Source organism: Pinisolibacter aquiterrae, assembly GCF_019160155.1.
Lineage (GTDB): Bacteria > Pseudomonadota > Alphaproteobacteria > Rhizobiales > Ancalomicrobiaceae > Pinisolibacter > Pinisolibacter aquiterrae.
Window position 1 is genome coordinate 83919 of the sequence record NZ_JAFNIH010000023.1, and the last position, 15763, is coordinate 99681.

Here is a 15763-nt window from a genome sequence, read left to right on the forward strand (position 1 = left end):
GGGTGGCGAGGGGGAGATCCGTTCTCCCGACTTGCGACCCATGCTACACCGATCGCCCATCCGTGACCCCGGAGTGTCCGCCTTGACGACCGCCACCGATCTCGCCCCCCTCCTCGATCGCCTCGACGCGCTGCTCGCCCTCGTCGCCCGCTCGGCGCCGCCGGCCCCCGCCGCGCCCGACTTCGCGGCGGCCGAGGCCTTCGTGTGGTCGGCGAAGGATCTGCGGTTTTCGCCGGTGAAGCGGGTCAATCGGGTCGAGATGACCCTGCTCAAGGGCATCGATCTGGCGCGCGACCAGTTGATCGGCAACACCGAGCGCTTCGCGCGCGGTCTGCCCGCCAACAACGCGCTTCTCTGGGGCGCGCGCGGCATGGGCAAGTCGTCGCTGGTCAAGGCCGCGCACGCGACGGTCAACGCGCGTCTCGCCGGCGAGGGGCGGACGCCGCTGAAGCTCGTCGAGATCCACCGCGAGGACATCGAGAGCCTGCCGGTGCTGCTGTCGCTGACCGCACCGGCGCCGTTCCGCTTCCTGGTGTTCTGCGACGACCTCTCCTTCGACACGGGCGACGCGAGCTACAAGTCGTTGAAGGCGGTGCTCGAGGGCGGGATCGAGGGGCGGCCCGACAACGTCCTCTTCTACGCCACCTCCAACCGCCGCCATCTGATGCCGCGCGAGATGATCGACAACGAGCGCTCCACGGCGATCAATCCGAGCGAAGCGACCGAGGAGAAGGTCTCGCTCTCCGACCGTTTCGGCCTGTGGCTCGGCTTCCACAAGTGCAGCCAGGACGACTATCTCGCGATGGTGCGCGGCTACGTCGCCCATTTCGGCCTCGACATCGCCGACGACCGGCTGGTGGCGGAATGTCTGGAATGGTCGACGACGCGCGGCAGCCGCTCCGGCCGCACGGCGTGGCAATATGTCCAGGATCTCGCCGGACGGCTCGAAAAGACGATGTGAGGCCCCCCATGTCCCGGACCACGCAACTGCGGCTGATGGCCGAATACAACGGCTGGATGAACACCAAGGTCTACGACGCCGCCGCGACGCTCCCCGACGCCGCCGTGGCACTCGATCGCGGGGCCTTCTTCGGCTCGATCCTCGGCACGCTCGAACATCTGGTGGTCGGCGACACGCTGTGGCTGAAGCGCTTCGCCGAACATCCCGCGGGGACCGGGCTCGCGCCGATCCGCGAGTTGCCGGCGCCGACGAGCCTCGCTCAGATCCAGTTCGGCGCGCTCGCCCCTCTGCGCGAGCGGCGCGTCTGGCTCGACGGGCTGATCGACGGCTGGATCGGCGGTCTCGACGAGCCGGCGCTCGACGTCCCGCTCGTCTATCGCAACTCGCGCGGCCAGCCCTTCACCCGGCCGCTCGGGCTCCTGCTCGTCCATTTCTTCAATCACCAGACCCATCATCGCGGCCAGGCGACGACGCTCCTCGCGCAGGCCGGCGTCGACGTCGGGGTGACCGATCTGCTGGCGCTGATTCCCGAGGTCACCGGCAATCCGGCGTGACGATCGGCCGCTCCCTCCTCCTCTTCCCTCCTCCTCCCTTCCTCGAACTCGATCGCGTGCCATGGCTCATCCCGACCCGACCGTTCCCCTCCTCGATCTCGTCCCGCGTCTGCCGACCTCGGCGCGGTTGATCGGGCTCGACCTCGGCACCAAGACCATCGGTCTGGCGCTGTCGGATCTCGGCCGGCGCATCGCCTCACCGATGGAGACGATCCGGCGGCGGAAGTTCACGCTCGACGTGGCGGAGCTGCTGGCGCTCTGCGCCAAGCACGAGGTGGCGGCGATGGTCGTCGGCCTGCCGCTCAACATGGATGGATCGGAGGGGCCGCGCGCGCAGGCGACCCGCGCCTTCGTGCGCACGCTGGCGCCGCTGACGAGCCTCCCGATCACCCTCTGGGACGAGCGGCTCTCCACCACCGCCGTCACCCGCACCCTGCTCGAGGCCGACACCTCGCGCGCCAAGCGCGCCGAGGTGGTCGACAAGATGGCGGCGAGCTTCATCCTCCAGGGCGCGCTCGACCGGATGCAGGCGACCGCGCGGGCGGCACGCGAGGCGGCCGACGAGGCGGCGGCGCGGGCCGATCTCAATCGCCCGGCGGGGCGCTGACCGACCGCCGAGTCGCGCCGGGCGACGCCCACGGACGGGGACATCCGCCGTCTCGCCCTCCCCCACCCCGACCCGATCGATACTCCTCGGGCGCGCAACTCCCGCGCGCGGATCCGGCCGGCAGTCCGGCGAGGAGGTCTCAGTCCATGTCGATCGTTTCGATTTCGCGCTCGCTGATCCGAGCCCTGGCGCCCGACGCGCGCTCGGTCTATCTCGCCGCCTTCGACGGCGCCGACGCCGATCTCGCGCCCTCGGGCATCAATGCCGGACGGCGGCGCGTGGCGCATTTCCTGGCGCAGGTGTGCCACGAGACCGACGGTCTCACCATTCGCGTCGAGAACATGAACTACTCGGCGGCGCGTCTGCCCCAGGTGTGGCCGAGCCGCTTCAAGGATCCGGCGGTGGCGCGCGCCTACGCCCACGATCCGGAGAAGCTGGCGAATTTCGTCTATGCCGACCGCATGGGCAACGGACCGGCCGCCTCCGGCGACGGCTGGGCCTTCATCGGCCGCGGCCTGCTGCAGATCACCGGACGCGAGGCCTACGAGACCTACGGCCGTGCGCTCGGCATCGATCTCGCGGGGCACCCCGATCTCGCCTATTCGGCCGAATGGTCGTTGAAGATCGCGGCGGCGGAATGGGCCGCCTCGAGCCGGCGCGGCCGGAGTTGCAACGAAATGGCCGACGACGACGACGTCGAGGGCGTCACGCGGGCGATCAACGGCGGCCTGATCGGCTTTTCCAGCCGCAAGGAGTGGCTGCGCAAGGTCGAGCGTCTCCTCGGCGTGTGAGTGCGTCGGCGCTCACATGACGAGGCCGACCCGCCCGCCGCCGTGGCGCTCGAGGCGGCCGGCGATCGCCAGTTCCATCAGGATCAGGTGCAGTTCGCCGGGACGCACGCCGGTGGCGCGCAGGATCTCGTCGATCGCCACGGGCGTCGGGCCCAGCGCCTCGACCACCCGGCGGCGGGCGCTCTCGGGCACGTCGAGGGGGCGATCGAGCTCGTCGTCGCCGGTCTCGGCCATGGTCGCCGGCTCGAAACGGCGGCCGACGATCGGGCTCAGAGCCTCGATCACGTGCGCGGCGCAGGTGACGAGGGTGGCGCCGTTGCGCAGGAGGTCGTTGGTACCCTCGGCGCGCGGGTCGAGCGGGCTTCCCGGTACGGCGAAGACCTCGCGGCCCTGTTCGGCGGCGAAGCGGGCGGTGTGGAGCGAGCCCGAGCGCAGCGCCGCCTCGACCACCGCGACGCCGAGCGAGACGCCGGAGATCAGCCGGTTGCGGCGGGGAAAGTCGCGGGCGCGCGGCTCCCAGCCGAAGGGCATCTCGGAGATCAGCGCGCCGCCCGCCTCGACGATGCGATCGGCGAGGCCGGCGTTCTCGGGGGGATAGAGCCGGTCGAGGCCGCCGGCGAAGACGGCGATGGTGCCGGTGTCGAGGCTCGCCTCGTGGGCGCTCGCGTCGATGCCTCGCGCCAGCCCCGACACGACCACGAAGGCCGCCTCGCCGAGGCCGCGCGCCAGGATCGCCGCCATCTTGCGCCCCGCCAGCGAGGCGTTGCGGGCGCCGACGATCGCCACCGCCGGGCGGCGGCAGACGCCGGAGCCGCCCTTGATCGCCAGGAGTGGCGGCGGACCTTCGACCGCGACGAGACGGGCGGGATAATCCTCCTCGCCGAGCGCCACGAAACGGGCGCCGAAGGCGCGGGCGATCGCCATCTCGCGCTCGACCTCGTCGAGGCCGGCGATGCGGATGCGGGCGCGGGCGCCGCCGCGCCGGGCGAGCTCGGGAAGCGCGTCCAGTGCATTCGCGGCCGAGCCGAAGTGATTGACCAATTGGCGGAAGGTGACGGGGCCGACGTTGTCGGAGCGGATCAGGCGCAGCCAGGCGAGACGGCTCGCATCGGTCATCGGCGGGGTCGACGGGCGGGTGTCGTGCGCGTCGCTGTCGTCGAAGGCGTAGAACTGCACGAGCCGGCTCCCAGTAGTTTCCGGCACTATCGGAGGGAGGGCCGGGAATTACAACCTGGAATGTGTCCGCCCCGCCGCTCGGTGGTGTCGCGGCCCGGCCGCTCGCTCACCCCTTCGCGGCGAGATGGGGCTCGACCACCGCGCGGGTGTCACGAGAGGGGACCACCGGCACGATCTCGAAGGAGACCCCGAGGCCGCGCCAATGCAGCACCCATTGCTGGATGAGGCTCGCGTCGTCGCATTCCATCAGTTGGAAACAGCGAGCGAAATTGGGCTCGACCCAACTGTCGACGTAAACGAGCCCCTCCGGCAGACCGCGCCCGGCGTCGCGGACGCGCTCGTAGACGGGGATCATGTCGGCGTCGCGGAAGGTCTCGATCACCATGAAGAGCATGTGGGGGTCCCTTCCTCCAAGGCGCCGTGCCTTCACCCGCCCGACTTCTTGCCCTTGATCTTCGGCTCGGTGCCGGCGAGGAGGCGGAGGATGTTCTCCTTGTGGCGGAACCACACCAGGGCGGCCAGCGCCACCAGGACAAGCGTCAGCGGTCCCGAGGCCCAGCCGCCGAGGAAGAGACCGAGGGGCACGACCACCGAGGCGGTCAGCGCCGACAGCGAGGAGATGCGGAAGGTGAAGGCCATGGCGAGCCACACCGCGCAGAAGGCGAGCGCCGCGGGCCAATAGAGGCCGAGCAGGCAGCCGATGTAGGTGGCGACGCCCTTGCCGCCCTTGAACCCGAGCCAGACCGGAAAGACATGCCCGAGGAAGGCACCGACGGCGGCGGCCATCGCCGCGCCCTCGCCGGCGAACCAGCGGGCGGCGAGGATCGCCACGGTGCCCTTCAGCGCGTCGCCGAGAAAAGTGGCGAGCGCCAAGCCCTTGCGGCCGGTTCTCAAGACGTTGGTGGCGCCGATGTTGCCCGAGCCGATCGCGCGGATGTCGCCGAGGCCGGCGGCCCGCGTCAGCACCAGACCGAAGGGGATCGAGCCGAGCAGGTAGCCGAGGACCAGGGCGGCGAGGATCGCAATCATCGGCTCGGGTCCTCAGGCGTCGAGAACGTGGATGGTGCGCCCGCCCACCAGGGTCCGCACGACGCGGCCGATGAAACGCGCGTCCTCGAAGGGCGTGTTCTTCGAGCGCGAGGCGAGCGCCTGACGATCGAGCAGCCAGGGCATGCCCGGATCGATCACGGCGAGATCGGCGGGGCTCCCAGGCGAGAGGCGCCCGGCGCCGAGGCCGAGGCGTTCGGCCGGACGCAGCGACAGCGCCTCGACCAGCCGGGTCCAGGAAAGACGCCCGTCGTGGACGAGGCGCAGGCTCGCGGAGAGCAGCGTCTCGAGCCCGATGGCGCCGTCGGCGGCCTCGGCGAAGGGGTGACGCTTGGTCTCGACGTCCTGCGGGTCGTGCGAGGACACGATCATGTCGATGACGCCCTCGGCGAGCGCCTCGATCACCGCCTGGCGGTCGTCCTCGTGGCGCAGCGGCGGCGAGAACTTCAGGAACGAGCGGTAGGTGCCGATGTCCATCTCGTTGAGGCTGAGATGGTTGATCGACACGCTCGCGGTCACGTCGAGGCCGCGTGCCTTGGCGATCCGGAGGATCTCCACCGACTGGGCGGTGGAGAGCTGGCTCGCGTGATAGCGCCCCTTGGTGAGGTCGACGAGGCGCATGTCGCGCTCGAGCATGATGCTCTCGGCCTCGCGCGGGATGCCGGGCAGGCCCATGCGGGTGGCGAATTCGCCCTCGGTCGCCACACCGGCGCCGGCGAGGCTCGGATCCTCGACGTGATGGACGATCAACGCGTCGAAGTCGCGGGCATAGGTCAGCGCCCGACGCATCACCAGCGACGAGGCGACCGACTTGCGAGCATCGGTGAAGGCGACCGCGCCGGCCTCGCACAGCAACCCGAATTCGGTGGTCTCGAGGCCCTTCTGGCCCTTGGTCAGGGCCGCCATCGGGTGGACGCGCACCTCCGACTGTTCCCGCGCGCGGCGCAGGACGAAGTCGACCAGGGCCGGGTCGTCGATCACCGGATCGGTGTCGGGCATGGTGACGATGGTGGTGACGCCACCGGCGGCAGCGGCGCGGGAGACCGAGGCGAAGGTCTCGCGATGCTCGTGGCCGGGCTCGCCCATGAAGACGCGGGCGTCGACGAGGCCGGGGACGATCACCTTGTCGGTGGCGTCGACGATCTCCCAACCCTCGGGGCTGCCCTGATTGAGCACCTCCGGGCCGGCGGCGAGGATGCGGCCCTCGGCGACGATGACCGAGCCGACGGCGTCGAGCCCACGCGCCGGATCGACGATGCGGGCATGGGAGAAGACGGTCGGGCGTTGTTCGGCGGCGCGACGGTCGGTCTGAACTCGGCTCGTCATGATCGACCTCAAGCGTTCGGAAGGTGTTCGGCGAGCGTCTCGAGCACGGCCATGCGCACGGCGACGCCCATCTCGACCTGCTCGGCGATCAGCGACTGCGGCCCGTCGGCCACTTCCGGGTCGATCTCGACGCCGCGGTTCATCGGGCCGGGATGCATCACCAGCGCGCCGGGCGCGGCCCAGGCGAGCTTCTCGGAATCGAGGCCCCAATAGCGGAAATACTCGCGCACCGACGGCACGAAGGAGCCGTTCATGCGCTCGCGCTGGAGGCGCAGCATCATGACGATGTCGGCGCCCTCGAGACCCTTCTTCATGTCGGTGAAGGTCTCGACGCAGAGACGTTCCGCGCCCGAGGGCAGCAGCGTCGACGGGCCGACCAGCTTCACCCGGGCGCCGAGCGCGTTGAGCAGCAGGATGTTGGAGCGCGCCACGCGGGAATGGACGATGTCGCCGCAGATGGCGACCGTCAGCCCCTCGATGGTCCCCTTGTGGCGCCGGATGGTGAGCGCGTCGAGCAGCGCCTGAGTCGGGTGCTCGTGGGCGCCGTCGCCGGCGTTGATCACCGAGCAGGAGACCTTGCGGGCGAGGAGGTGGACGGCACCGGCGGCGTGATGTCGCACCACCAGGATGTCGGGGCGCATGGCGTTCAGCGTCGCCGCCGTGTCGATCAGCGTCTCGCCCTTCTTCACCGAGGAGGAGGCGACCGACATGTTCATGACGTCGGCGCCGAGGCGCTTGCCGGCAATCTCGAAGGAGGACTGAGTCCGGGTCGAGGCCTCGAAGAAGAGGTTGATCTGCGTGCGGCCACGCAGAACGTTCTTCTTCTTCTCGACCTGCCGGGAGACGAGAACCTCGTCGTCCGCCTTGTCGAGAAGATGCAGGATCTGCAGCGGCGTCAGCCCCTCGATGCCGAGGAGGTGGCGGTGCGGGAAGGCGGGGGCCGGGGTCGATGGTGCGTTCGTCATCGAAGAGGAGGTCTTAGGGCCTCCGGAGGGCGGGAGCAAGGGCGCCGCGTCGATCGGCGAACGTGTCGCACAGGATTCGAACGATCGGCGGCGGGCGATGTCCGTTCCCCGCCGGGCGGCGACCGGCGCCTCAGGCCGACTCGGCCGTGCCGGAGCGCTGCGGCGGCTCCTTGGAGGCCGCGAGCACCTGGGAGGCCGCCTCGAGACGGGCCATGTCGATCAGATAGGCGAGGAAGGGAAGCCCCGCCCTGAGGGCGAGATCCCGCATTTCCCGCGTCGCCTGCTCGATATAGGCGGCGGCTTCGTTCTGTTGAGGAAGGGAACGAACCGATCCGACCATCACATGCCTCATACCAACCCGAAACCCTCCCCCACGACCGTCCGACGACGGCCGAAACGTCCTGGGACGCCGGGGAGCCCCCTCACCCGCGCGGCGGATGGGAACGGCGAGACATGATCGTATAGATCGAATAATCTTAGTCTATCTACTTTAGGTTGTATTTTCGGAATCGAGGACGAAAGACGACGTCCTTCCCCTCTCGCAAAGGTCCAGGACTTGACCCTCGCTCCACGCGGCCCCATTCAAGGAGCCGACGTGGACGGCGACGCCGCATACACCCTCTTTGGTTGTGTATCGGTAGTGTCGTCGTTCCATGCGAGTATCTCACCGTTCGGGCGCGTCGGCAACGGCGGGCGCGAACGTGGCGTCGTCCGCAGGGGCGACGGAGCCCTGCTCGTTCGAGCGGCCGCGGTCCGGACTGGCCGGCGCGGGCGCCTCACTCGCCGAATCGGGAGGCCCGGTTCGGTGAACGGCGGCACGATCCTCGCCGGGGCGACCCCGGCCGGAGCGGCCGCGCCCAGGTCCGGAGTGGCGAGAGCCCATGAACGTCGTCATCGTCGAGTCCCCGGCCAAGGCCAAGACCATCAACAAATATCTCGGCCCCGGGTTCGAGGTCCTGGCCTCCTACGGCCATGTCCGCGACCTCCCCGCCAAGGACGGCTCGGTGCGTCCCGAGGACGACTTCGCGATGGACTGGGAGGCCGACGCCAAGGGCGCCAAGCGGCTCGCCGACATCATCAAGGCGGTCAAGGGCTCCTCCAAAGTCATTCTCGCCACCGACCCGGATCGCGAGGGCGAGGCGATCTCCTGGCACGTGCTCCAGGTGCTGAAGGACAAGAAGGCGCTCAAGGGCCAGCCGGTCGAGCGGGTCGTGTTCAACGCCATCACCAAGAATTCGGTGCTGGAGGCGATGAAGAAGCCCCGCGCCATCGACGAGGCGCTGGTCGACGCCTATCTGGCGCGGCGCGCGCTCGACTATCTGGTCGGGTTCAACCTGTCGCCGGTGCTGTGGCGCAAGCTGCCGGGCGCGCGCTCGGCCGGGCGGGTGCAATCGGTGGCGCTCAGGCTGATCTGCGACCGCGAACACGAGATCGAGACCTTCGTCAAACAGGAATACTGGTCGATCCTCGCCCGTCTCGCCACGCCCAAGGGCGAGGAGTTCGACGCGCGCGTCGTCGGCTACCAGGGCAAGAAGCTCGGCCGGCTCGACGTGAAGACCGGCGACGAGGCCGGCACCATCCGCGCGATGCTCGAGAAGGCGTCGATCTCGGTGGCGGCGATCGAGCGCAAGCCGGTTCGGCGCAACCCGTTCCCGCCCTTCACCACCTCCACGTTGCAGCAATCGGCGAGTTACGCGCTCGGCCTCTCGGCGGCGCGCACGATGCAGCTCGCCCAGCGCCTCTACGAGGGCGCGGAGATCGGCGGCGAGACGGTCGGCCTCATCACCTACATGCGAACCGACGGCGTCGACATCGCGCCCGAGGGCATCGCCTCGATCCGCAAGGTGATCGGCGAGGACTTCGGCGCGACCTATCTGCCCGAGGCGCCGCGCAAATACACCGCCAAGGCCAAGAACGCCCAAGAGGCGCACGAGGCGATCCGTCCGACCGACCTGTCGCGTCGGCCCAAGGACGTCGCCCGCTTCCTGGAGCCGGAACAGGCCAAGCTCTACGATCTGATCTGGAAGCGCACCGTGGCGAGCCAGATGGAATCGGCCGTCCTCGATCGCACCACCGTCGACATCGCCGCCACCCACGGCGCCGAGCGCTGCGACCTGCGCGCCACCGGCTCGGTCGTGAAGTTCGACGGCTTCCTCGCGCTCTACGCCGAGGGCCGCGACGACGAGGAGGACGAGGAGACCAAGCGTCTGCCGGCGATGGCCGAGGCCGATCCCCTCGCCCGCCGCAAGATCACCGTCGACCAGCACTTCACCGAGCCGCCGCCGCGCTTCACCGAGGCGACGCTGGTGAAGAAGATGGAGGAGCTCGGCATCGGCCGGCCCTCGACCTATGCCGCGACCCTCCAGGTGCTGCGCGACCGCGAATACGTGACGCTCGACAAGCGCCGCCTCATCCCCGAGGACAAGGGCCGGCTGGTCATCGCCTTCCTCGAGAGCTTCTTCCGGCGCTACGTCGAATACGACTTCACCGCCGATCTCGAGGAGAGCCTCGACAAGATCTCGGCGGCGGAGATCGACTGGAAGGCGGTTCTGCGCGCCTTCTGGGCGGAGTTCTCGGCGGCGATCGAGCAGACCAAGGAGTTGCGCGTCGCCGACGTGCTCGACGCGCTCAACGATCTCCTCGCCGCCCACGTCTTCCCCGATCGCGGCGACGGCTCCGATCCGCGTTCCTGCCCGACCTGCGGCACCGGCCGCCTGTCGCTGAAGCTCGGCAAGTTCGGCTCCTTCATCGGCTGCTCGAACTATCCCGAATGCCGCTACACCCGCCAGATGCAGGCCTCCGGCGTCGACGGCGACGGCTCCGAGGGTCCCGGCGGCGACGGCACCAAGGTGCTCGGCACCGATCCGGCGACCGGGCTCGAGGTGACGCTGCGCTCGGGCCGGTTCGGACCCTACGTCCAGCTCGGCGAGGGCGAGAAGCCGAAGCGCTCGTCGCTGCCCAAGGGCTGGTCGGCGGCCTCGATCGATCTCGAGAAGGCGTTGAGGCTCCTGTCGCTGCCGCGCGAGGTCGGCATCCATCCGGAGACCGGCAAGCCGATCACCGCCGGTCTCGGCCGGTTCGGGCCCTTCGTCCTGCACGACGGCACCTATGCCAACCTGCCGAGCGCCGACGAGGTCTTCGACGTCGGCATCAATCGCGCGGTGACGCTGATCGCCGAGAAGAAGGCGGGCGGGCGCGGCCGGGCGACGCCGGCGGCGCTGAAGGAGCTGGGCGAGCATCCGACGCTCGGCGGGCCGGTGACCGTGCGCGACGGCCGCTACGGGCCTTACGTCGCCCACGAGAAGGTCTACGCGACCCTGCCCAAGGGCATGGATCCGCAGTCGGTGACGATGGAGATCGCGGTCGCGCTGGTCGCCGAAAAGGCGGCGAAGTCGCCGGCGAAGCCGACCCGGGCCAAGGCGGCGCCGAAGAAGAAGGCGGCGGCGGCCGACGGCGAGGCGGCGTCGGAGACGGCGGCGAAGAAGCCCGCCGCCAAGAAGCCGGCGGCGAAGAAGGCGGCGGCGAAGAAGCCCGCGACCCGGGCGGCGAAGAGCGCCGACGGCGAAGGCTGAGGCGGCCGGCGCGCGGACGATCCCGGCCCGAGGAGGGCCGGGAGTCCGGCGCGAGGCTTCAGACTTCCTCAACCATCCCGCCGGCTTTTTCGTCGAACTTCCCCGACGGAAAGAAGTTCTCCAGGAACTCGAGGCAGTCTCCCCGGCACGGACGACGCCGGAGCGAGGGCGCCCGGTCGTCCGAGGAGACGCGAACAATGACGTTCGTCGAGCGCACCCTGGAGCTGGCATCCCGGCGGAACATTCGTTCCAGTCGCGACCTGTGGCTCTACGTGGGTCGCATGACGATCTACATCGCCACTCTGACCGCGGTGGTCACCGGCGTTCAGGCGCGCGCCCAGGACCCCGCCACGATCGTTCTCAGCATGATCGGCGCGGCCGTGGCCTGCGCCATCCTGGCCATCCCGATCACCTGGGAGTTCGGCCGGATGTATCTGGACCTCTGGCAGGCGACCCAGTCGCTGCACACGCTGGCGCGCACCGACCTGCAGACCGGCCTCCTCAACAACCGCACCTTCGTCGCCCTGATCGAGGAACGGCTGGAGGCGGGCCACGAGGTGGCGCTGCTCCTCGGCGACCTCGATCGGTTCAAGGCGATCAACGACCGTCACGGCCATCCCAAGGGCGACGAGGTGATCGCCGCCGTCGGTGGGGTGATGCGCGACCTCTTCGCCGCGCCGATCCCGATCGGGCGCATGGGCGGCGAGGAATTCGCCGTGGCGATCGACTGCCCCTTCTCCGACCCCGACGCCAACCTGCGCCACTGCGAGGCCTTCGCCGACGAGTTGCGCAAGCGCATCGGCGCGATCCGGATCGAGACCGAGGCCAAGACGATCGCGCCGACGATTTCGATCGGCATCGCCCGGTCGACCGACGTCGAGGGCTTCTCCGAGCTCTATGCGCGGGCCGACAAGGCGCTCTATGTCGCCAAGGCGGCGGGACGCAATCGCGTCGTCGACGAGAGCGCCGTCGACATTGTCGAACCGGCCCGGCGCGACGGCTCGGAGCCGGCCGACGTGCGGGTTCTGCGCGAGGCGATCCAGCGCTTCTGATCCGCGCCGACGGGAAGGCGGCGACAGAGCCGCCGGGACGGTCTATCTTCTCGGTTCGACCCACGATCCGGACGACGCGATTGGCCCGCAGACCGACTTCCGACACCCCCTCCTCTTCCTCGTCGTCGACGCGACCCCGCCTCGGCGACGCGCTGCCGTCGCGCGAGGCGATGCTCGCCTTCCTGGCGGAAAACCCGGGCGCGGCGGGCAAGCGCGAGATCGCGCGCGCCTTCGGCATCACCGGCGGCGCCAAGATCGCGCTGAAGCGGGTCCTCAAGGAACTCGAGATCGAGGGCGTCGTCGAGAAGCGCCACAAGAAGCTCGCGCCGAAGGGGGCGCTCACCCAGGTCTTCGTCGCCGACGTGACCCGGCGCGATCCCGACGGCGAGTTGCTCGCCGTGCCCGACGAATGGGACGAGGAGGCGAACGGCCCGGCGCCACTCGTCCTCGTGCTCGCCGAACCGAAGACCCGGCGTGGGGCGGGACGCGCCCCGGCCGCCGGCATCGGCGATCGCGTGCTGCTGCGCCAAACGGAGGTCACGGACGACCTGCCGGAGGGGGTTTCGAGCGCGGCGCGCATCATCCGCGTCCTCGACAAGAAGCCGCCGGCGGCGCTCGGCATCGTCCGGCTGGAGCCGGGCGGCGCGCGAATCATGCCGATCGACAAGAAGAGCCGCGAGCTGATCGTCGCCGAGACCGATCTCAAAGACGCTCAGGACGGCGATCTCGTCGCGGTCGATCTCCTGCATTCGGGCGGGCGGATCGGCCTGTCGCGGGCCAAGGTGCGCACGGTCATCGGCTCGATGGCGTCGGAGCGCGCGGTTTCGGAAATCGCGCTGCACGTCCACAACATCCCGCACGTCTTCCCGACCACCGTGCTGCTCGAGGCGGAGGGCTGCGAGCCGGTGGCCTTGGGCAAGCGCGAGGATTGGCGCGACCTGCCGCTGATCACCATCGATCCGCCCGACGCCAAGGACCACGACGACGCGGTCCATGCCGCCCCGGACGAGAACCCGGAGAACCCCGGCGGCTTCGTCTGCACCGTCGCCATCGCCGACGTCGCCCATTACGTGCGCCCCGGCACGGCGCTCGATCGCGAGGCGGTCCATCGCGGCAATTCGGTCTATTTCCCCGACCGGGTCGTGCCGATGCTGCCGGAGAAGATCTCCACCGACCTCTGCTCGTTGCGCGAGAAGGAGGACCGGCCGGCGCTGGCGGTCCGGATGGTGTTCTCCTCCGAAGGGCGCAAGCTCTCGCACACGTTCCACCGGATCCTGATGCGCTCGGCGGCGAAGCTCGCCTATCAGCAGGCGCAGGCGGCGATCGACGGACGGGTCGACGAGAAGACCGACGTGTTGCTCGAGGGGGTGTTGAAGCCGCTGTGGGCGGCCTACGAGGTCCTGAAGCGCGGGCGCGACGCGCGCGAGCCGCTCGAACTCGACCTGCCCGAGCGCAAGATCCTCCTGACGCCCGAGGGCACCGTCGACAAGGTGATCGTTCCCGAACGGCTCGATGCGCACAAGCTCATCGAGGAGTTCATGATCCAGGCCAACGTCGCGGCGGCGGAGACGCTCGAGAAGCACAAGGTGCCCCTCCTCTACCGCATCCACGACATGCCGTCGGAGGAGAAGGTCGCCGCGCTCAAGGAGTTCCTCTCCACCCTCGACATCAAGCTCGGCCAGCGCGGCGGGTTGAAGCCCTCGATGTTCAACGGGATCCTGCGCGCCGTGGTCGACAGTCCCAAGGCGGGGCTCGTCAACGAGGTGGTGCTGAGGTCGCAGGCGCAGGCCGAGTACAACCCGAACAACATCGGCCATTTCGGCCTGCATCTCAGGCGTTACGCGCATTTCACCTCGCCGATCCGCCGCTACGCCGACCTCGTCGTGCATCGCGGTCTGATCCGGGCGCTGAAGTTCGGCGCCGATGGGCTGCCGGAGACCTGGGACGACAAGCTCGAGGCGATCGGGGCGGAGATCTCCGCCTGCGAGCGCCGCGCCATGATGGCGGAGCGCGACACGATCGACCGTCTGATCGCGCGCTGGCTGATGGACCGGATCGGCGCGACCTTCAACGCCAAGATCTCCGGCGTCACCAAGTCGGGCCTCTTCGTCCGGCTCGACGGCACCGGCGCCGACGGGTTCGTGCCGGCGGCGACGATCGGCGACGACTATTACGTCTACGATCAGGTGACCCATGCGATGATCGGCCAGCGTTCCGGCGAGACCTTCCGGCTCGGCGACACGGTCGAGGTCAAGCTGGTCGAGGCGCAACCCTTCGCCGGCGCGCTGCGCTTCGAGATGCTGTCGGAGGGCACCTACGACAAGGTTCTCGGCCGCAAGCGGCTGGCGGCGGTGGCGCGCGACAAGGGGCGGGTGCGCGGCGCGCCCTCGCGCGGACGCAAGGGGCCGCCGCGCCGGTGAGACACGGCGACGTGAGCGCCGACGACACGACACGGCCACACTCCGGTACCCCCATCATCGGCTCGACGAACCGGAGCCTCCGCCCATGAGCCGACCCTCTTCGAAAGCCGCCCACCCGACGCCGGCGACGACCGCGCCGCTTCCCGATCTCGTCGCCGCCTACGACCGGGTCGCGCTGCTCCTCCAGGGCGGCGGCGCGCTCGGGGCCTATCACGTCGGGGTGTGGGAGGCGCTCGAGAGCGCGGGGGTCGAGCCGACCTGGATTTCCGGCGTGTCGATCGGCGCGATCAATTCGGCGATCATCGCAGGCAATCCCCCCGACCGGCGGCTGGAGCGCCTGACCCGCTTCTGGGAGACGGTGACGCGGCGGAGCGCGGCCGACCTCCTCGATCCCTTCGACGTGTTCCGCTCGTTCGAGAACCAATGGTCGGGCCTCGCGGCGATGACCATGGGCCAGCCCGGGTTCTTCGCGCCGCGGGTGCCGAGCCCATGGTTCCGCGCGCGCGGCAGCGAGGGGGCGACGAGCTTCTACGACACGGGCGATCTGAAGAGCACCCTCGAGACGCTGATCGACTTCGACCGTCTCGAGGCCGGGCCGATGCGGGTCTCGGTCGGCGCGGTCGAGGTGGAGAGCGGCAATTTCACGTGGTTCGACAACCGCCATCCCGATCCGGCGAAGCGGACGCGGATCGACGTCCGCCACGTGATGGCGAGCGGCGCGCTGCCGCCGGCACTGCCGGCGATCGACATCGACGGGCGCCACTATTGGGACGGCGGCCTCGTCTCCAACACCCCGCTCGAGCATCTGCTCGACCAGGAGGACGACCTCTCCTCGCTGGTGTTCCAGGTCGATCTGTTCCCGGCGCAGGGCGCGATGCCGCAGGACATGGCCGAGGTTCTCGCCCGCCAGAAGGACATCACCTATTCGAGCCGGACCCGCGCCGGCACGACGCGGTTCCGTCAGATGTTCGCGCTGCGCCGGCAGTTGCTGGCCGCGCTCGACCGGATCCCGGAGGACCTGCGCACCGAGGCGGACCGCGCCACGATCCGCGATCTCTGCAAGCCCGGCGTCGTCGACATTCTCCACGTCATCTATCGCATCAAGAGCTGGGAGAGCGACAACAAGGACTACGAGTTCTCGGCGCGGTCGGCGCGCGAGCATCGCGCCGCCGGCCATGCCGACATGACGGCGACGCTGGCGCGGCGCGATTGGTTCGTGCCGCCGAAGGCGGAGGATGCCGTCGCCACCCACGACATTCACGCAGAGGAGCCGTGAACGCGGCGGCGGCGGG

Annotated in this window: 14 protein-coding genes; 8 read left to right on the top strand and 6 right to left on the bottom strand. The window is 69.8% G+C overall.

The features are described from left to right. The first annotated feature begins 40 nt into the window (after nucleotides 1-40). From J3S89_RS07945 to J3S89_RS07960, 4 genes are all read left to right on the top strand, one after another. Entirely contained in the window at nucleotides 41-961 is a 921-nt protein-coding gene (locus J3S89_RS07945) for an ATP-binding protein (RefSeq protein WP_217926958.1), read from the top strand. Between the two features lie 8 nt (nucleotides 962-969). Continuing rightward, nucleotides 970-1515 carry a DinB family protein gene (locus J3S89_RS07950; RefSeq protein WP_217926959.1) on the top strand — a complete coding sequence of 182 codons (546 nt, stop codon included), beginning with the start codon at nucleotides 970-972 and terminating at the stop codon, nucleotides 1513-1515. A 61-nt stretch (nucleotides 1516-1576) separates the two neighbouring features. Continuing rightward, complete coding sequence (gene ruvX, locus J3S89_RS07955) at nucleotides 1577-2122, top strand: Holliday junction resolvase RuvX (protein WP_217926960.1); 546 nt, start codon at nucleotides 1577-1579, stop codon at nucleotides 2120-2122. 146 nt (nucleotides 2123-2268) lie between these two features. Next, nucleotides 2269-2913, top strand: coding sequence for a glycoside hydrolase family 19 protein (locus J3S89_RS07960; protein WP_217926961.1), 645 nt, complete (start codon nucleotides 2269-2271; stop codon nucleotides 2911-2913). A 12-nt stretch (nucleotides 2914-2925) separates the two neighbouring features. Here the strand turns inward: J3S89_RS07960 and dprA are convergent, their stop codons facing one another. The 6 genes from dprA to J3S89_RS07990 form a co-directional block, all read right to left on the bottom strand. Then, nucleotides 2926-4029, bottom strand: coding sequence for a DNA-processing protein DprA (dprA, locus tag J3S89_RS07965; RefSeq protein ID WP_217927220.1), 1104 nt, complete (start codon nucleotides 4027-4029; stop codon nucleotides 2926-2928). Between the two features lie 166 nt (nucleotides 4030-4195). Then, complete coding sequence (locus J3S89_RS07970) at nucleotides 4196-4483, bottom strand: DUF3303 domain-containing protein (RefSeq protein ID WP_217926962.1); 288 nt, start codon at nucleotides 4481-4483, stop codon at nucleotides 4196-4198. Nucleotides 4484-4515: 32 nt separating this feature from the next. Further along, the gene (gene plsY, locus J3S89_RS07975) at nucleotides 4516-5118 is read right to left on the bottom strand and encodes a glycerol-3-phosphate 1-O-acyltransferase PlsY (protein WP_217926963.1); all 603 of its coding nucleotides are present in this window, start codon (nucleotides 5116-5118) and stop codon (nucleotides 4516-4518) included. A gap of 12 nt (nucleotides 5119-5130) precedes the next feature. Continuing rightward, a complete protein-coding gene (locus J3S89_RS07980; protein WP_217926964.1) occupies nucleotides 5131-6462 on the bottom strand; it encodes a dihydroorotase in 1332 nt (443 codons plus the stop codon). 8 nt (nucleotides 6463-6470) lie between these two features. Beyond that, entirely contained in the window at nucleotides 6471-7427 is a 957-nt protein-coding gene (locus tag J3S89_RS07985; protein ID WP_217926965.1) for an aspartate carbamoyltransferase catalytic subunit, read from the bottom strand. Nucleotides 7428-7557: 130 nt separating this feature from the next. After that, complete coding sequence (locus J3S89_RS07990) at nucleotides 7558-7767, bottom strand: hypothetical protein (protein WP_217926966.1); 210 nt, start codon at nucleotides 7765-7767, stop codon at nucleotides 7558-7560. Nucleotides 7768-8308: 541 nt separating this feature from the next. Between J3S89_RS07990 and topA the strand changes: the two genes are divergently transcribed. The 4 genes from topA to J3S89_RS08010 all read left to right on the top strand — a co-directional run bounded on the left by topA (nucleotide 8309) and on the right by J3S89_RS08010 (nucleotide 15747). Continuing rightward, nucleotides 8309-10999: a type I DNA topoisomerase gene (gene topA, locus J3S89_RS07995; RefSeq protein WP_217926967.1), complete on the top strand. Its 2691-nt coding sequence runs from the start codon at nucleotides 8309-8311 to the stop codon at nucleotides 10997-10999. A 197-nt stretch (nucleotides 11000-11196) separates the two neighbouring features. Further along, nucleotides 11197-12051, top strand: a complete 855-nt coding sequence (locus J3S89_RS08000) for a GGDEF domain-containing protein (RefSeq protein ID WP_217926968.1) — start codon at nucleotides 11197-11199, stop codon at nucleotides 12049-12051. 80 nt (nucleotides 12052-12131) lie between these two features. Beyond that, a complete protein-coding gene (rnr, locus tag J3S89_RS08005) occupies nucleotides 12132-14471 on the top strand; it encodes a ribonuclease R (RefSeq protein ID WP_217926969.1) in 2340 nt (779 codons plus the stop codon). A gap of 85 nt (nucleotides 14472-14556) precedes the next feature. Continuing rightward, entirely contained in the window at nucleotides 14557-15747 is a 1191-nt protein-coding gene (locus J3S89_RS08010; RefSeq protein ID WP_217926970.1) for a patatin-like phospholipase family protein, read from the top strand. Nucleotides 15748-15763 lie beyond the last annotated feature (16 nt).